Here is a 16920-nt window from a genome sequence, read left to right as displayed (position 1 = left end):
TTCGATTAAACGTTGAACAGGAAATGGCAGATGTCACCATCCTGCATCACGTAGGTCTTTCCCTCTGTCCGTAGCTTTCCTGCTGATCGGATATCTTTTTCGTTGCCGTAGGTTTCTAGATCTTCAAGCTGATACACTTCGGCGCGTATAAAGCCTTTTTCAAAATCGGTATGAATCACACCAGCAGCTTGGGGAGCAGTGGCACCAATCGGTATCGTCCATGCTCGCACCTCTTTTTCGCCGGCTGTAAAGTAGCTCTGTAATCCCAATGTTTGATAAGTTTTTTGAGCCACAGCTTGTAGAGCCGGCTGAGTCAAGCCCACCGCTTGCAACATCTCGGTGCGATCCGGTTCGTCGAGTTCGGCGATTTCTGCTTCTAGTTTGGCACAAACGGGCACAATCTGCGCCCCCACCTTTTCTGCGTATTCACGGACGCGCTGCACCGACTCGCTCTTACCCTCCAAGTCGTTCTCGTCGACGTTGGCGATGTACAAAATCGGCTTAGCGGTCATTAGACCGAAACTGGATATCGATTTCAATTCCGCTTCACCCAAAGTTAACGTTCGCAGCGGCAAACCTTTGTTGAGATGCTCTAGGCATTGCTGAATTGCGGTGACACGCAACTTGGCCTCTTTGTCGCCGGTCCTGGCCGCCCGCTCCGCTTTGGGCAAGGCTCCTTCTAAGCCCTCCAAGTCCGCGAACATTAGCTCCATCTCGATGGTTTCAATGTCAGCCAAGGGATCAACCTTGCCCCCCACGTGAATCACATCGGGATCGGTAAAGCAGCGGACGACTTGTAAGATGGCATCGACCTCCCGGATGTGGCTCAGAAACTTATTGCCTAAACCCTGCCCTTCGCTCGCACCCTTAACAATCCCGGCGATATCCACCAACTTCAGGATCGCTGGGATCACTTTTTGAGGGACAATGTACTTGGTGATTCGAGTTAACCGTTCGTCAGGAACGCTGACGATTCCTTCGTTTGGCTCGATGGTACAAAACGGATAATTGGCCGCTTGAGCATTGCCGGCGCCGGTCAAGGCGTTAAACAAGGTACTCTTCCCGACGTTCGGTAAGCCTACGATACCTGCTTCCATAGGGTTTGATTCGTTAAATTCTTGTGGGTTGGGTAAAGGGGGGATTATCCGTTACGCCGCCTCAACGATCTACCCCTGATTGCCACCCAAAGAAAAGGAACGTTCGCTAGGCGACAACCCTGATCGGTACAGGCATAAGAATATCATTGGAATTGATAAGCCGTACCTCGGAGCATCGCTCCAACTCGAATCGACGCGGGGTTTCTCGGCAAAGGCACAGCGCCAACAACGCTTTGCCCTGAAGCCACCGAATCGGGCTGACAACTCGCTCCGTCGTAACCCCCTTTTTGTCGGTGTATCGCAACGCCACGACCAAATCGTCCGGTGCCGACATGGCTTGGTTTAACGCTCTCATATCGACTGATGTCATCTCTGGATCCTCCCCGAAAACTGGCAAATAACGCACTGATGAACTGCTGTCATCAATCCATATCACTACTATCGGGTCCTTGTTGACACCTCTGGTCACGAGAGAAAGAAAATCGGTCGCGAGGAAAAGAAATTCTCTTCGACCACGCGAAATTCGGCAAAGCTAAACTAAGATCTCAGTAATTACGCGTTGTGGTTCGACACCCGTGAGTTTCTGCTCTAACCCCTGTGAAGGGAACACGAACCGCTCATGGTCGATCCCCATGCAATGTAGAATTGTGGCGTTGAGGTCGTTCACGTGCACCGGTTTGTCAACAATGTTGTAGCTGTAATCGTCGGTTGTGCCGTACTCGATGCCACCTTTTACGCCGCCACCCGCCATCCAAACCGTAAAGCATTTCGGGTGGTGATCTCGGCCATAATTGTCACGGGACAAACCACCTTGGCAGTAGACAGTCCTTCCAAACTCGCCTCCCCATACGATCAATGTCGAGTCTAGCAAGCCTCTTTGCTTGAGATCGCTGATGAGCGCAGCACAGGCTTGGTCAACATCCCGGCACTGGGCGGGCAAATCGTTGGCGATGTTGCCGTGTTGATCCCAGCCTCGGTGCAGAACCTGGACAACACGTACTCCGCGTTCTACCATCCTCCGGGCTAACAAAGCACTGGCCGCGAAGGTTCCGGGTTTGGTGACCTCTGGACCGTACATATCGAGTATATGAGACGGTTCATCGGAAATCCGGGTTAACTCCGGAACGCTCGACTGCATTCGAAACGCCATCTCATACTGAGAGATGCGAGTCTGTATCTCAGGATCCTTTAACATTCCGAAGCGTTCGAGATTCATCTCTCGCAGGGCATCAAGCATGACGCGTCTGTCTTGAGAGGTGACTCCATCCGGATTGGGCAAGTACAATACTGGGTCGCCACCACGGCGCAACGCAACACCGGTGAATCGAGTTGGCAAAAATCCGCTCGACCACATGCGAGTAAACAAAGCCTGGGCAGGAGCGGTTGCGGACCAAGTGGGAGTTAGCACTACAAATGCTGGTAGATCATTGCTCTCGCTTCCCAATCCGTACGATATCCAAGACCCCAAACTCGCCTTGCCCGGCACTTCGCTCCCCGTCATTACAAACGTGCACGCAGGGTCATGGTTGATGGCGTTGGTATGGACACTTTTAATGACGGCGAGTTCATCGACAACCTTGGCCGTTTGGGGCAACAAGTCCGACACCCAACGTCCTGATTCGCCATGTTGCTGAAATCGAAACTTACTGGGTGCAACCGGAAGCCGGGACTGGCCGCTCGTCATCGTGGTGATCCGCTGCCCCTGCCTAATCGAGTCGGGCAGATCCTTATCAAACTGGGCTTCGAGCTCGGGCTTGTAATCCCACATGTCGATTTGAGAAGGCCCACCGTTCATGTGCAAGTAGATGATCGATTTAGCCTTGGCCGGAAAGTGAGGCAAGCCCGGAAGAGGCGGGTGCACTCGCGAATCGGATTCCGATGCTCTACTCTGGTTCGTCAGAGGGCTCGGACCAAGCAAACTGCTCAAGGCAAGCCCCCCAAGCCTGAGACCGGCCCCGGAAAAGAACTGCCTTCGGGCCATCAGTTGTTGCCACTGAGTAACGTTGTTCATGGGAAGTGATGGGATAGCGGAACGGAGAGGGTGGGCGGAACGGCGGGTGAGTCGGTGAGAAACGAGTCGAGCCGCCACTCACCTTGACGTCCCATTATACGTTGTCTACCCGTGCGATGCACCCACCTTTCCCTATTAGTCGAACGGCAAACGAAAAACTACGAAATCCACGTGGAAAGCGCAACCTTACCAATAGTAGCTGAACGATCCGCAAGCTCTCTGGTAGGGTTCCAACGCTCTAACCGCCTTGCGTTGATGCCTCCATGACCGAAACAGTTAGCAGCGCAGTTCACATTCCCCCGCAATGGACCTCAACGTGGTGGATCTTGTTAAAGATCCCTACTACCCGCATGAACAACCGGCCGCTCCTGAATTGTGTTGAGCCAACTTCTCACACTTGGTCAATGCGTCCGTTGAACTAACAAGCAGACGACGCTAATCATCCTGATTCGTAGGGCCATCTCTTTCGTAATCGCTGGTCATTTTCACTTTCTGTTTCAGGATTAGGAAGCGAGTTATGACTCCCTATCACAAACTTGTCACGGCCTTTACCCAGCGTCTAACTCGATTCTGGCAACTGACCGGCGGAGCGGTCAGCGACATTGTCGCGGATCGCTCCGCCGATCCGATTCTCCGCATCCCACAACAAAACCATAACAAAGCCATACGGTTTGTACGCCCAACCTATCCCACCGCTCAGCTAAACTCCGGTAGGGATAGATTGCGTTTCGTGCGTCGGCTAATCCAGCTCCACAGTCTTTCGTTTATAGCTGACGCGTAGATCATGGTCGTTCAGCAGCATTGTGCCCAGCAAAGGATGGGCACCATCGTTTGCGATGACTTGCGTTCGATACTCGTTTCCGAACCACTCGAGATAGCAGGTATAGGTTGGTAGTTCTACTTGCTGACCGTCAGCCAGAATTGCCGATGTCGAGGAGTACTCCCGTAGCTTCAAATCGTCGATTACCTGCCTCGGAAGAACCAACCCACCGTTGAATGCGGTGTCTACCCATACCATGATGACAGATTTTCCTCCGCCACGCATATTTCCGATAGCCACTTCGATCAATGCTCACAACTCGCTGTCAACGATGCCCTTCACCGAACCAGGACTCCCAGGTGCAGTGCTGCGGAATGGCCAATTCGCAATGTATGCGTCCGCCGGTCCGGATGAGCGTCGATCGCGTGGTTAACGGCATCATCAAATGTTTCTCCGACGAAATAATCGCCTGACTTCGGTTCGATACAGACGAACTTTCCGTGATCGCTGCTCTCGAGCTTCTCACGAAGCCGCTCATCATAGATTTTCTTCGATTCAAGAGCGATCAGCCTCGATTGATCTGATAACATCATATTTCCTTTCGCATGAAGCCTAGATTATACGCGAAAAATCGGTAATGTCATGTGCAGGGCAAAAGAGCCGACGAACCAGTTGATGCATTCGACGTTTCGATCCCGTGAGATTGGGCGGTCCATGATCCCCGCTGGACTTGAATGATCCTTTTTCGTTAGCAGGTTGTTGTCTCGTCATCAATCGAAAGCAGAAGGGGCTTATTGACCCATGCGTCCAATTTATTCGTGCTAAGCAAGCCACTCGACTAGTCTACGCTACTCGGTTGTGCCGTCACGCAAACACCAAACTATCCATGATCACCGATGCGTATCAACCAACATCACACGATTCGCAGTCGTTGCAAACCGACCGTCGACACTGGTTTGTACGGTCTGGTGCATTCCTCTTGCTCCTGACTGGTCCGTTGTGGATCGTTATGTCTGGACTGCAATCAAAATTGCTCAGTGCTGGAATAATCAACACCAAAGATTTGGGTCCTCTTTTCGGCAGTGAAAGTGGCACGTTGATTGAACACCTACTCAACGTCTGGCACTGGGATGCTGCCATTTTTTTACTCTTGATTGCTACAATACCTAATACCTTGTTTGCCACCTGGCTTCTACGTAAACGTCTTAAAACGACGGTGTGAATGGAAGTGGCGACGTCTGGTGGATTTTTAATGGACAATCTGGCTTTACCCTTAGGCTGAATTCCGTTGAAGATAGATCGCCACTCGTTTCAACTCAAAAATAACGCGACGAGCAGAAAAGATGGTCACTCGTACTTTCCCCCTTCTGAATGTTGAAGTCCCCTATGGTACAATTGTGCTATGTCATAGCCAGTCTTTGACCGAAGATGGCATGTAAGCAATGCGGACGACGGCACTCGACCTCCGGGCAAGAACGCGTACTCCGCTAACCAGTGCTTGCATTCCTCGTCTCGTTTCCGGGGGCTTCGGCGGTCCATGATTTCCGCTCGACGTGATTGATCCTTTTTTCGTTAGCTCATTACAGAAAGAATTCTCAATTGTCGCGAATATACGCCGATTCTCAGCGCGTTGCAGATGCAACACAACGTGCCCTTGATGCAATGAAATATGTTCCCGTTGCGGTGGTACCGGGATGTGCAGCAATTTGCGCTACACCAGGAATCGTTTTTGGTGTACCAGGCGTAATCACTGGAGCGATTGTAGGCACGTTGTCAGGCCTTCGCTTGTCGTTACTAGTTGCATCTGCCCTCGAAACAAAAATGATTACAATTGTTCAAATGGATGAACTCTTAAATCGACAGCCCCGGGACAAACAGCAAGCCACGTAAAGAAATCCACCCTAGCTATCAACGCAATGGTTGACGGTGGTTTTGAAGAAACTTGTCGACTGCCCGAGGGTGAGTTGCCAATACTTGATTCGGAGATACTCTTCCGAGTTTCCGATATGGACTTGGCGATTGAACGAATCAAGATTGCGATGAAACTAACGCAAGCGTGGCGAGACAGTCCCGACTTGACTCGATAAAATGAGGTAACAGCAGTTCGCCCACGAAGCACTCGACCGGCCGTTTTGACTTGCGATAAGCCAACCACTTGTTGTCGGTAATGCTCGCTTTTGACAATAAATACTAGATCGAATGACAAACATCTACGCTGTACTATCGGACATGGGCCTACACCCGGCGGCTTATGGCGTCACGACTATTGGCGAGGTCAAATCGTTTATCGATGGCTATCAGTTTGCCATCAAAAGCAGCAACCATTCCTTGGCAGAAGTTCCACCATTTCGACAATTTTCGGAATGGCTTGTTCGAAGACTGGCACGTGGCAATAGGAGTCTTGGATGGTGGCAGATTATCAAATGGGGCAACATCCCTGAAACTGCCGCGATCAGCGACTTCGCGACGCTCATTACGGAATTTGCTCGACGCCTGCCGAGAGTAATGGAAATTGCAAGGTTGGATGAGGATCGCAACGAACCAACTGGCGAATTCCAATTCGGGTTCATTTCCGAGGGCAAATACACTAGCTTGACCGCCAATCGTCCGCATCTTGCAAGAATAGTGCAGTATGCAACCGATGACGGTGTTTACTTGGAATACCACTACGACAGACTAGAATATGAGACTTATTGTGACTCGTTTGCCGTCGCTCAGGCCCGCGCACACGCTGACTTCCGCATTGAGATTGCCGACTGGATACTCGATGCTATGCCGACACAGCAGGACAGAACATAAATAGGCTTTGTTGATGAAAAGTTTGGCACTCTATTGCGGTTCGGCGTTAACACGTACCCTAAACAACAGTTAGACTGAGTATCGACTAAAGGTTTGAAAAACAGATCTGAGAAAGGTGTCGAAAGGTATGAGATCTTGGCTTTTGCGATTACCTATTGTGTGTGGGACTGCTGCTTTAATGGGCTGGGGTGGATTAATTCTAATGTACCTAGGAACGCCCGTTTTCCCAGGGATTAATGATTTTTGGACTCATTATGTGTGCGTGGCATCAATGCTAATTTGGAGCATCGCCAGTTTTGTTTTGAAAGATAGGGAGCTTCGAATATGGGCTATGTTCGGTTTTATGTCTCCGATTCTAGGTGCACTCTTGGTTGCCCCCCCGGCATCTTTCGCATTCCTGCTTGCCAAATCCTACATCGCTTTTCCAGTCGGTCTTGTTACTGGTGTGGTCATGTACGCAATCGTCTGTACGGGGAAACGCCAAAGCAACGCGCTCGACCGCAATCGCCATTTAGTCGGCATTTTGAAATGATAGTTTTTCGACGTCGACTCGATTTACGATGTAGTTAGTAATGAAGGAACGCGACGAGCTTCAAGGCTCTGGAATGCCTCCAGCTTGCCGGTTGGATTGTTACGCTTCTCGCTACACAACCGCTCAGCCCCCGTATGCCCCTCTTTTCTCGGCGGCAAAGCCACCGAGAAAAGAGGGGGGGGCAGGCGGTGCGATTGATTTAGCGAGAAACATGAAACTCCACTGGGCAAGCCAGTGGTATCTACAGTCAATCGATCGCACTCTCTTCCCTGCTGAATGTTGACGTCCCCTGTGGTACGATATTGCGATGTCAGAGACTGTCTCTGACTGTGAATGACACGTCAGCAAGGTCGGATACGACACTCGACCTCCGGGCATGAGCGCGTGCTCCGCTAACCGGCGATCGGCATTTGGGCCGCATTGCTGCGGACTCCTGCCATACTACTTAGCATGCGGGGCCAGCGTGTTGCTAAACGCACAGGATAGTACGTTTTACTTGGCCACGAGATGGGTACCCAAAAGCCAGTCGTGAGGTGCTCTCCTCGGAAATGCCACCACCAAAATGGCATAAATCAGAAACAGCCACAACAGTACCTGGTGAGCCAAACTGGATAGCCAGAGAAGGTTGGGATTGTTCAGGTCGTTCCAGGTAATAAAGGCTTGTAGAACTAAGAAGGGTATGCCAGCCAATAGAGGCCGAATCAGCCGAATTAGCCAACTTGCAGGCGTTCCATCAGCACGGACGACTTGCAAACCCGAGATCCACATGGAAAGCCCCCCGCCGGTCACTCCCGCCCAGCCGATCCAAAGTAGAAAGGGGGTGAGCGTGACGATGGTCAGAATGATGGAACTGCGCCGAAGTAACTCTTGCGGCTTCGCATCAGTGGGAGCTTGGACCAATCGAGCGATCGCAGCAAGGTCGAATTCTGTTCGATCGTCATCGCTCTTCCAATTTACTGCAACGCATCGCTCGTCTTTCCATTCTATTACCACCTTATCCAACTGACCGACCGGATCCTCAACCAGTTTCGTCTCTTTTGCTAAGACCCCAGCAAATCCGCTCAATTGTGGATAACGTCGACTGTACAGATCCTTGAGCGTCTCCAGTCGATCTGGTTGCCCAGCGAGCCACTGTTCTAGCTCTGGCTTTGTTAGCCCACTTTCATTCCCAGAGCCGGACCAGACGCCATGGTCTTCTCCCTCATCAATCATCGCTTTCGCAACAACCGGTGCGACCATGAGATCGGTGATTTTGTCCAGAACCAGAACGCTGCCCATTCGAGACACTACCATCACCATCCCGAGCAAGAGCAATGCTGGAGTGATCGCAACCCCCAAGCCCAACAAGCGACTTTCGTAGGTTGGCTCGGTAGGCTTGTTGGCATGCGATTCCAATTTCTGAAGAAAGGAGCCAACGGAGAACGGAGGCGTCTCCTTAGAATTCGTAGACGTCTCGGTCGAGGCAGCGGCTGAAAGTTCGCTCAATAGAGCTCGCACATGTACAGGCACTAATGCCTTGATGGGACGGCGTTCTGAATCCAACGGTAAACTTGTACCGGTGAGGCACTGCCTGGCCGCTTCGCACAAAATGCCTCTAGATTGTTCTAATTGTGAGTTGCGCGATGTGCCGTCGAGTTGATCTGAGACGGACCAATCGATCAGGGTCAGCCGCCCCCTGGAGTCAAGCCAAACTTGATCCAATGTTTCAATTTGATTTGGCAAATCCTCGCACTGACTCTCTTCAATCTCTATTGCGAGCTGCCTTAGGATTCCGCGAGTCTCCTTCCATCCCAAAGGTGACTCGGGTGTCATCCAATGCTTTAGAGGGGCACCGGTTGGAGCCAGAAACGCATCCCATTGCCGATCCTTAAATCGTCCGTTACTCAGCCATCTAAGCCTCGTCGATCGATCGCACTCCCGCCGAGCGATAGGAAGCTCAGGCTCGGCACTGTCTCTCATCCAAACCCATATGTTCCGATTCAAACTTTCGTCACGGCACGAAAGAACCGTACAACGGCTTCCAGATTGAATTAGCCCCTTGACCGAAAACTCTCCTATCTTTTCAGGATACGAGGTAGCCGAGAGGAGTGGTGCCTGGAATTCTGAAGCGGATTGGGCGAGTTGTTGCTGAGCCGACTTTCGAGGCCGATCAACGACCATAGTCCCGGTCAGCCAATCATGCATCAACAAACGATACGGTTTGGTAAATAGAACCGGAACCAGAATCAGAGTGTAAGAAATGAAGTAGCCTGTCCACTGTCGGAACACCCAACCGAAAGTATCAGAGGGATCGGCTGAAAGGTAGGTTAAGAGATCCGTTCCAATCCCCATAAGTATTAAGGCAACTAGCGTACGCACAACGACTTTGAGGCGATGAGGTCTCTCACCCGTGATACGGTCGGCGATTTGAAGCCTCAACAGAATCTTGCCAAGAGAGGCATAGCCAAATCCCTCGAAAAGGAGGTAGTACATCAGAAGGGGCGCCATAAGACACAGATAACTGACCAACGGAAGCACTGCGGTCGCATCTTCCGTCTTTACGAATTGAGTTGCAATGCCACCGAGTATAGCGGTGAATGCACCGTCTATGCAAAATGCGGCAAACCTCCGTCCCCACGCTGCAATCGAGTGGCGCCCTCGAACAAATGGCTCTAGAGCTTGCTTCAACTCTGTTACCGTCTGAAACCTGAGCTTGCGGTCTCGGCTCAGTCCCCGCATCACGATGCGTTCGAGCAATACTGGAACTTCGGGGTTCAGTTTGCGAAGAGGGGTGGGATCCTCTGAAACAATTCTTGCGATTACGTTCGTGGGAGAAGAACCGGCAAATGGGGCTTGTCCCGCTAACAAAAAATAAAGCGTTGCGCACACCGAGTAAATGTCGGTACGCGCGTCAATTGATTGACCTTTGACCTGCTCGGGAGACGCAAACAATGGAGTCCCGACGAAATCCCCAGTGCGAGTTAACTCCGAGCTATCTTCAATTGAGCGTGCCAAGCCGAAATCACCGAGTTTGACTCGACCATTCGATTCGAGATAACAATTCCCCGGCTTGATATCACGGTGGATCATTCCGTGCGAATGGGCTTCCTCGAGCCCATCAAGAACATCCATGATGACTCGAATTGCTTTGTCGACAGGTAGCTTGCCTGACTCTTGACTCAAGTCTTTTAAAGTCTTACCCGTCATGAGTTCCATGACGATGTAAGGGACACCCTGATCCTCATCGGCAGCCCTCACAAAAACGCAGCGAGGGTGATTGATGGCGCTGGCAATCTTGCCCTCCATCTTGAAACGCTGTAGCGATTCAGGCGATCGTGACCATTGCTGCGACAAAACCTTTACGGCGACCAAGTTTCCATTCGGGTCGAAAGCTTCGAAAACCTGCCCCATTCCCCCGGCCCCAAGCAATCGATTGAACTGATAAGGACCAATCCTGTCTTTGCCGCGAAACAGCTTATTGCGACCACTTGCCGACGGCAACGGCGTGGATGAATCTGTCGCTCCGCTAGGCATTTCGCAGGTTTCATCCAAAGAGCCGACACTAGGTGCATTTCGAGGCGGAAATGCCGAATCGAACTCCCTTTCCGTTTCGAGAAACTCTTCTAATTGGGATCTGATTGACTGGTGGCTAGCCAGCCATGCCTCGACATCGAACACCGCACCTTGATCGATGAGATCGAGGTATTCCGCAATGGCTCTCTCGAGCTGCTCTGAAGAGTTGTCAGAGGAGCTGTCTGAGGAGTCAGACGACGAGGGATCGATCGAACTCATAGGTCCTTTCCTCGTAGACTCGCTCTCAAGGCTTCGAGACCTCGTTTTAGCAATCCTGCTACGGCAGGCTTACTCTTATTCATCTGCTCTGCAATTTGCTCCAACGAAGCTCGCTGAAAGTAGCGATAGGTGATCGCGTCACGTTGCGATTCCGGTAATCCCTCAATCGCCTGGGCGACCAACAATGCTCGGTATTGTTGTTCAACGATCTGGCTTGGGGTCGATTGGTCCGATGCCAACAAATGCTCGAGCCCCATGGATGATTCTTCGAGCGACATCGCTATGGATTGCTCTCGTTCGATATCGCGGGACGCGCGCCGCTGAGCGCGCAACGCGTCGATGAGATTGCAAGATAGCAACTGCCGTAACCAGCCTGCAATCTGTTTGGGTTCATTCTCTCCCCGGTATTGTTCACGTTTTCGGTAGGCCTCCAACAAGGTCTCTTGGACAATGTCGGAGGCATCTAAACGCGACTGCAAAGCGGCAGGAATTTGCCCACGCGCCAGGAGCGTCAAATAGGCTCGAAAAGTATCGAATTCGGCGTCCATATTCTACAGCTCTGGTCTGTCGTCCGTTGGTTGAGGAGGATGACTCCATGCTAATCGAAAATGTTGACGCAGAAGCTAACTTTCTAGTTCGCTCTGACGTATTCCAAGACAGCGTTACCTAGTTGAGGCAAAACTTGTTGCGATTTTCTAACGGTTTTGGTCGTTGGGTCGATCCAAAGCGTTGTTTTCTGGGCAGGCATTTCCAGGTTGGTCAATGTAACCTTGGTCAATGTCGCCCCGTTCCAGTCCTCGTTTCCGGTAACTTGAACGCGCGTTGGTTGAACCTTACCAGTTTGCATGTCCGCCACATTGACGACCAAGTTCATGTCGGCTTCGAGCGGCATGCCACTGATAATGAAGTCTCGTCCTGGCCCATCGCAAAGCAACGCTCCTGCGTACTCCATATCTTGAGATTCGCCATCCTTGGTAAGGGTGATCTTGTTCGGCGAAAAACTTGCAGTGAGCAATTGATCTCCCTCGGACAAAGACCTCGTTAGCGGTGCCAGCCCAGCCGAGTAGGTCGCTGAATCGGTCATGTTACCCAATGGGCCCACGGTCGAATCCTTGATCAACCAGGTATCGCCACTTTTGGTGATTGTGCGAGTCGTCTTCATGGCCAACTCTTGGCCTTGAACGGAAATCTTAACTTTCCATTCTTCGGTCCCCTCTTTCAATGCAGGGGTAATTTCAGGCAACGCATCGGCGATAGCAATATCCTTTGGATTTACGTAAGTCACCTTGGATATATCCACTCGGAGCTCTTCAAGCCGTTTCGCAACATCTTCAGGCATTGACTCTTGATAGCGTCCGCCGATTTTGTCCGCCAAGAACCGCTCCACCTCGGCATACATAGCCATTCGGTTGACCGGTTTTGCAAAGCCGTGCCCCTCGTCCTCAGCCAGCAAATAGCTAACGTCGTGTCCGCGATCTCTAAGAGCAATTGCTATCTGGTCTGCCTCAGCTTGTTTGACGCGAGGGTCATTTGCTCCCTGGATGATCAACAGGGGCTTCTGGATGCGGCTAGCGCTAAACAATGGGCTGGCTTCTTGGATTCGGGCTTTGCCCTCTTCGGTGCTAGGATCTCCAACCATGCCGTAAAGGAATGCTCGCCCAGCCTCCCAGTAGGCAGGGATGGAGTCGAGCAAGGTGAATATGTTACTCGGTCCAACGATATCAACGCCGCATGCATATAGATCGGGTGTAAAGGTCAGTCCTGCCAAGGTCGCGTAGCCGCCGTAGCTGCCACCCATAATCGCCACCCGGGACTTATCGACCGTGCCTTGCTCAATCAGATGCTTGACACCCCAGGTAATATCGTCCTGCATGAGTTTACCCCACTCGCCATCTCCAGCATTCAAGAAGGCTTTTCCATACCCGCCACTTGCACGAAAGTTTGGCTGGAGGACAGCGTAGCCACGGTTGGCTAAGAATTGTGCTTCAGGGTCGTACCCCCACATGTCGCGTGGGCCTTTGGGGCCACCGTGTACGACGACGACCATCGGTAAATTTTGCGGTTGCTTGCCGACAGGAAGGGTTAGGTAGCCAGGGATCTCCAAGCCGTCGCTGCTCGCATATCGGATCGGAATCATCGGTGCAAGATATTGTTCTACGTCTTTCAGTTCAGGGCGAGGAGTGTACTGAAAGATCAGATCTTTTGTCTGGGCATCGAAGAACCAAGCTTCACTTGCAAATCGATCTCCGGAGACCGCGACCAAGAATTTCGAGTAGTCCTTGGTCGAACTTTGGAACGAGATCTCCCGGCCAGGGAATTTGTCCACCAAGAAGTTGTAGTTGGCTTCCCAGACTGGATCTTTCCAGTAGTATCGAACTTTGTCGTCGACGTAAGATGTCGAAATCAGCTTGCGAGTGTTCTGGTCAAGTTGTAAGGAACCGAAGTCAACCCGCTTCTCGGGATCGCTTTCGAACAACGTCATCTCCAACGTCTCGGGATCCATCAGGAAGACGGTCGAAAGATCTAACTCCCCTTTATTGGTTTCCAGGTAGAGTTTCTTGTTGTCCGGTGTCCAGCCAATAACGCCGGCTCCTTCCGTTACGAGAGTATCATAAATCGGAACGAGATCCTCAGCGTCTTTTCTTAAGAGAGTCGTCGTTCCCTTTTCGTCGGTTCGGCTGAGCAGTCTAAGGTTGTCGTCCCAGTCAAACTCGTAACCAGTAATACGATCCTCGTTTTTATAAAGCAACTTGAGCTCACCGGTAGAAATCGTGAGCTGATACAAATCATGCCAAGCCTTGTCACGATCGTTTAGACCGACCCACAACAAGTCAGGATTTTTTTGGCTGACGTGAACCAGCTGGGCCGTGACATCCTCGAGGGGAGTCAAGTTTCGGGATTCGGGAATCTTGTCAGGAGCAGCAGCCTTGGGATCGACTGCGAATACGTTGAGGTTCTCGTCACCATCTTTGTCTTTGACGTAGAGAATAAACTTTCCGTCGTCCGTCCAAGCATAACCCATCAGCGGCCTCTGGCTGTCGGTCACCGGCAGAGCCTCGTCAAAGGGTGCGTCAAAGTCCTTGACCCAAATGTTCATGATGCCGTTGTAGGCTTTCATGAAGGAAATCGTCTTGCCATCTGGACTGAGCTGGCCACCTGAAATCTGGGGATTCCCGAAAAACAGATTGCGATCCAGGATCGGGATTTCTTGAGCGGGCAGACTTGGAATTGTCATCGTAAAAGCCAAACAGGCAAATAAGGGGAGCTTGAATCGGAGCAGTCTTGCTGCGAGGATAGAAAAACTCATGAGTTTCATCACTGTTAGAGAAAGTCAACTTTCGAGGGCAACCGACGCACAACAATTGTCGCATAATTTTTGGACAATAGAGGGTAACGCAGTCTCCGTATTTCGCAATTGGTTCGGAATCTTGAAATCTTTTTGTCAAAATTGAAGGCTTCGATCAGGTTGCTACACCGAGAACGCTTGAGTCGTCTAGGCTCGCTTAGAGCAGGCGGAGCAGATGATGATACGGCACGACTCGTCTTGTTATTCGCAAGCAAGGCTTTGGGTTCCTGTAAAGCAGTGCTCTTTTGATATGTTAGAGTTGTACCGTTAGCGTCGGTGGGGGGCCTGGGATCAAGCGCTACGCTCTTCCATTCGGACGTGAACTCGTGGGCAGGTGAGTTTTTGTTGCAGAAAGGCAGTTGCTGCTTCGATGTCGAGATTGGCTGTGCAGGAAAAGATATCAACGCAGACCGCTTGGTGCTCTGGCCATGTGTGTACGGCAAAGTGAGACTCGGCGATGACTAAGACGCCAGTTAAGCCGTGGGGCGAAAACTCGTGAAAGCAACGCTGAACCACAGTCGCTCGTGCAAGACGGGCTGCTTCGACCATGATCCTTTCCAGTTCGATCGCTTGCGTGGGAATGGATTGGCATTGGCGGAAGTCGAGGAACCAGTGCCAACCTAGGATGCCACTCGAATCCGTGTTGCTTGCTTGACTCATGTTGCTTGCTTGACTCATCGTGGGCCTTGTGCGAGAGAAGCGGCGATTTGAACGGCGCGAATCATACCGGTGTACTGGATCGGAGCGGAGTTGGTGGCGCGATTGGTCCAAGCGATATCGTGAGCTGTACCGTGGGCAACGCTGGTACGGACTATGGGCAAACCCAGCGTGATATTTACCGCATCGAACATGTCGAGTAGCTTCAGAGCGATGTGCCCTTGGTCATGATACATGGCCACTACAGCGTCGTATTCACCAGCGGCCGCCTTATTCATAAGGGAATCGACGGCGAGTGGCCCTACAACGGGCAAGCCGTTTTGTTTGGCCAATTCAACAGCCGGTTGGATGATATCGATTTCTTCACGGCCAAATCGGCCTTGTTCGCCACAATGAGGATTCAATGCCGCTACGGCGATGCGTACGTTATATGGGTTGCGGGTGGCTTGTCCGATGCGATCGAAGACGTGGTGGGCTAAGCCGATTTTCTCCAGAATGTTTTCTTGTGTGATGTGTGCGAACACTTCTCGGAGAGCCATATGCAGAGTCACGTGAACGACACCTAGCCCTAGCGGTCCGAGTCTTCCATCTGGTTGTGGAGGAAGATAGAGCATCATGGCATGATCCCGGACTCCGCATAGTTCGGCGAGCAATTCCGTATGGCCAGGCCAATCGTGACCGGCAAGGTGCAGTGCTACTTTGTGTAGCGGACAAGTTACGATGGCATCGACTTTTTTCGCGAGAGCCAGTTCGGTGCCACGGACTAAGCACTGGTAAGCAGCCTCGCCACCTTTGGCCATGACGGTGGGCTGCAGGTCATCCCATTCGTCGGGACCTGTGGGCAGGCAGCGGACCGTGGTCTTCGTGCTGTAGGAGGTCGTCTTTGCATCATCCAGATCGTCGATACATTCGATGGAAAGATCGAGATCAGAAAATTGGGCGACGCGGCGCAGGACAACGGGAGATCCCAGGACGACTATATTTGCGGACTCCGTAATGTTGGAGCACGCGATCGATCTTATCGTGATCTCAGGTCCAATTCCCGTTGGGTCACCCAGGGTGATCGCGAGGACAGGTTTGTCAGGCATTATTTTTCCGAGGCAGGGGTGGCTAAAGCTGACTTGATCGCGTCGCGAACTTCTTTGATCTTGAGCGAACCTCGCCAAGCCCCCTCGACCTTGCCATCCCGGTTGAGGACGATTGTCGTCGGGTACTGGAAACCGCCTGAGGAGAAGAGCCGGCTGACTTGAGTGCGGGAAAACTGGTAGATATCGGTGTAGATAGGCATTTCGTCGTAGCGCAAGCGGTCGATGTATTTCTTGGTGTGAAAGGCGACTTGGTCTATCGTAACCTGATCGTTTTGCGGGCAGGCAACACTGATCACCAGGCACTCCGGGTTGTCTCGGAATTCTTTCTGCAGTTCCACAAAGTCTGGGTAGGGTTCGCGACTGGGAGCGTTCCAAAAACCCCAGAAGTAAAGAACGACAACTTTTCCGGCCCGGGACTGCTCGGTGAGCGGTGTCTCGGTATAGAGGAGAGGTTGCAAATCCAATTCTGCTAATTCCATTTGCCGCACGCGAGCTTCTTCTCGGCCGAGGAAAACCAGAAGACTGATGCCCAAGACCATAAAGAGCCCCGCCCCGATCAAGTACCGGTAAGCGGTCGTGGAAGCGGCTTGGTTTGGCGGTTCGGAGCTAGACATATTGGGAAATGGATTGCCAGGTCTTGGGTTTTTCGTTGAAAGAAGTTTCGATTGTCGAATTTTCTAAACGCCCGGAAACCCCTAAACCGCGATAAACGGTACTCAATTAAGCGGGGGATTGGGACGAAATCCGAGAAAAATGGTCTCTTGGATTTAGGAAAAAACATCCTGGCATTGCCATCAGATCGTAATAATCTGTAACAATAGACCCTTCTGACATTCCTCTCCAGTCACAGAAGAATTGT

General features: G+C 51.6%; 16 protein-coding genes. 5 read left to right on the top strand and 11 right to left on the bottom strand.

Translation table 11 applies throughout. From position 1 onward, the window contains the following. Nucleotides 1–5: 5 nt before the first annotated feature. From ychF to SH449x_RS04395, 3 genes are all read right to left on the bottom strand, one after another. Nucleotides 6–1097: a redox-regulated ATPase YchF gene (gene ychF, locus SH449x_RS04405; RefSeq protein WP_482380108.1), complete on the bottom strand. Its 1092-nt coding sequence runs from the start codon at nt 1095–1097 to the stop codon at nt 6–8. 106 nt (nt 1098–1203) lie between these two features. Further along, a complete protein-coding gene (locus SH449x_RS04400) occupies nt 1204–1467 on the bottom strand; it encodes a hypothetical protein (protein WP_482380107.1) in 264 nt (87 codons plus the stop codon). 162 nt (nt 1468–1629) lie between these two features. Beyond that, nucleotides 1630–3108, bottom strand: coding sequence for a DUF1501 domain-containing protein (locus SH449x_RS04395; RefSeq protein ID WP_482380106.1), 1479 nt, complete (start codon nt 3106–3108; stop codon nt 1630–1632). 517 nt (nt 3109–3625) lie between these two features. Between SH449x_RS04395 and SH449x_RS04390 the strand changes: the two genes are divergently transcribed. After that, the gene (locus SH449x_RS04390; protein ID WP_482380105.1) at nt 3626–3889 is read left to right on the top strand and encodes a hypothetical protein; all 264 of its coding nucleotides are present in this window, start codon (nt 3626–3628) and stop codon (nt 3887–3889) included. Here the strand turns inward: SH449x_RS04390 and SH449x_RS04385 are convergent. Next, entirely contained in the window at nt 3848–4168 is a 321-nt protein-coding gene (locus SH449x_RS04385) for a hypothetical protein (protein ID WP_482380104.1), read from the bottom strand. The two genes, SH449x_RS04390 and SH449x_RS04385, sit on opposite strands and share 42 nt — an antisense overlap. Before the next feature lie 38 nt (nt 4169–4206). Then, the gene (locus tag SH449x_RS04380; RefSeq protein ID WP_482380103.1) at nt 4207–4461 is read right to left on the bottom strand and encodes a hypothetical protein; all 255 of its coding nucleotides are present in this window, start codon (nt 4459–4461) and stop codon (nt 4207–4209) included. A gap of 293 nt (nt 4462–4754) precedes the next feature. On the opposite strand from SH449x_RS04380, the gene SH449x_RS04375 reads away from it, so the two are divergent. The 4 genes from SH449x_RS04375 (at nt 4755) to SH449x_RS04360 (ending at nt 7482) form a co-directional block, all read left to right on the top strand. Then, entirely contained in the window at nt 4755–5090 is a 336-nt protein-coding gene (locus SH449x_RS04375; protein ID WP_482380102.1) for a hypothetical protein, read from the top strand. 694 nt (nt 5091–5784) lie between these two features. Next, on the top strand, nt 5785–5955 hold the full coding sequence (locus tag SH449x_RS04370; RefSeq protein ID WP_482380101.1) for a hypothetical protein: 171 nt from the start codon (nt 5785–5787) through the stop codon (nt 5953–5955). A gap of 112 nt (nt 5956–6067) precedes the next feature. Next, complete coding sequence (locus tag SH449x_RS04365; protein ID WP_482380100.1) at nt 6068–6667, top strand: hypothetical protein; 600 nt, start codon at nt 6068–6070, stop codon at nt 6665–6667. Between the two features lie 572 nt (nt 6668–7239). Next, on the top strand, nt 7240–7482 hold the full coding sequence (locus SH449x_RS04360) for a hypothetical protein (protein ID WP_482380099.1): 243 nt from the start codon (nt 7240–7242) through the stop codon (nt 7480–7482). A 209-nt stretch (nt 7483–7691) separates the two neighbouring features. Here the strand turns inward: SH449x_RS04360 and SH449x_RS04355 are convergent, their stop codons facing one another. The 6 genes from SH449x_RS04355 to SH449x_RS04330 all read right to left on the bottom strand — a co-directional run bounded on the left by SH449x_RS04355 (nt 7692) and on the right by SH449x_RS04330 (nt 16675). Continuing rightward, nucleotides 7692–10970, bottom strand: coding sequence for a protein kinase domain-containing protein (locus SH449x_RS04355; RefSeq protein WP_482380098.1), 3279 nt, complete (start codon nt 10968–10970; stop codon nt 7692–7694). Beyond that, on the bottom strand, nt 10967–11518 hold the full coding sequence (locus SH449x_RS04350) for a sigma-70 family RNA polymerase sigma factor (protein ID WP_482380097.1): 552 nt from the start codon (nt 11516–11518) through the stop codon (nt 10967–10969). Before SH449x_RS04350 ends, SH449x_RS04355 begins: the two co-directional genes overlap by 4 nt. A gap of 83 nt (nt 11519–11601) precedes the next feature. Beyond that, a complete protein-coding gene (locus SH449x_RS04345; RefSeq protein ID WP_482380096.1) occupies nt 11602–14205 on the bottom strand; it encodes a S9 family peptidase in 2604 nt (867 codons plus the stop codon). A gap of 402 nt (nt 14206–14607) precedes the next feature. After that, nucleotides 14608–14994 (bottom strand): adenosylmethionine decarboxylase, encoded by a 387-nt coding sequence (gene speD / locus SH449x_RS04340; protein ID WP_482380095.1) that lies wholly within the window; start codon nt 14992–14994, stop codon nt 14608–14610. Further along, the gene (gene pdxA / locus SH449x_RS04335) at nt 14991–16061 is read right to left on the bottom strand and encodes a 4-hydroxythreonine-4-phosphate dehydrogenase PdxA (RefSeq protein ID WP_482380094.1); all 1071 of its coding nucleotides are present in this window, start codon (nt 16059–16061) and stop codon (nt 14991–14993) included. The genes speD and pdxA overlap by 4 nt, the downstream gene beginning before the upstream one ends. Beyond that, nucleotides 16061–16675 carry a TlpA family protein disulfide reductase gene (locus SH449x_RS04330; RefSeq protein WP_482380093.1) on the bottom strand — a complete coding sequence of 205 codons (615 nt, stop codon included), beginning with the start codon at nt 16673–16675 and terminating at the stop codon, nt 16061–16063. The genes pdxA and SH449x_RS04330 overlap by 1 nt, the downstream gene beginning before the upstream one ends. Nucleotides 16676–16920: the final 245 nt, after the last annotated feature.

Source organism: Brakhagea baltica (genome assembly GCF_052161605.1).
Taxonomy (GTDB): Bacteria; Planctomycetota; Planctomycetia; order Pirellulales; family Pirellulaceae; genus JBKCUI01.
This window is presented reverse-complemented; position numbering and strand designations above follow the sequence as displayed.

Coding starts and splice junctions, on each gene's coding strand:
- ychF (WP_482380108.1), bottom strand. CDS start 1,097: ATGGAAGCAGGTATCGTAGGCTTACCGAACGTCGGGAAGAGTACCTTG.
- SH449x_RS04400 (WP_482380107.1), bottom strand. CDS start 1,467: ATGACATCAGTCGATATGAGAGCGTTAAACCAAGCCATGTCGGCACCG.
- SH449x_RS04395 (WP_482380106.1), bottom strand. CDS start 3,108: ATGAACAACGTTACTCAGTGGCAACAACTGATGGCCCGAAGGCAGTTC.
- SH449x_RS04390 (WP_482380105.1), top strand. CDS start 3,626: ATGACTCCCTATCACAAACTTGTCACGGCCTTTACCCAGCGTCTAACT.
- SH449x_RS04380 (WP_482380103.1), bottom strand. CDS start 4,461: ATGATGTTATCAGATCAATCGAGGCTGATCGCTCTTGAATCGAAGAAA.
- SH449x_RS04375 (WP_482380102.1), top strand. CDS start 4,755: ATGATCACCGATGCGTATCAACCAACATCACACGATTCGCAGTCGTTG.
- SH449x_RS04370 (WP_482380101.1), top strand. CDS start 5,785: ATGGTTGACGGTGGTTTTGAAGAAACTTGTCGACTGCCCGAGGGTGAG.
- SH449x_RS04365 (WP_482380100.1), top strand. CDS start 6,068: ATGACAAACATCTACGCTGTACTATCGGACATGGGCCTACACCCGGCG.
- SH449x_RS04360 (WP_482380099.1), top strand. CDS start 7,240: ATGAAGGAACGCGACGAGCTTCAAGGCTCTGGAATGCCTCCAGCTTGC.
- SH449x_RS04355 (WP_482380098.1), bottom strand. CDS start 10,970: ATGAGTTCGATCGATCCCTCGTCGTCTGACTCCTCAGACAGCTCCTCT.
- SH449x_RS04350 (WP_482380097.1), bottom strand. CDS start 11,518: ATGGACGCCGAATTCGATACTTTTCGAGCCTATTTGACGCTCCTGGCG.
- SH449x_RS04345 (WP_482380096.1), bottom strand. CDS start 14,205: ATGACAATTCCAAGTCTGCCCGCTCAAGAAATCCCGATCCTGGATCGC.
- speD (WP_482380095.1), bottom strand. CDS start 14,994: ATGAGTCAAGCAAGCAACATGAGTCAAGCAAGCAACACGGATTCGAGT.
- pdxA (WP_482380094.1), bottom strand. CDS start 16,061: ATGCCTGACAAACCTGTCCTCGCGATCACCCTGGGTGACCCAACGGGA.
- SH449x_RS04330 (WP_482380093.1), bottom strand. CDS start 16,675: ATGTCTAGCTCCGAACCGCCAAACCAAGCCGCTTCCACGACCGCTTAC.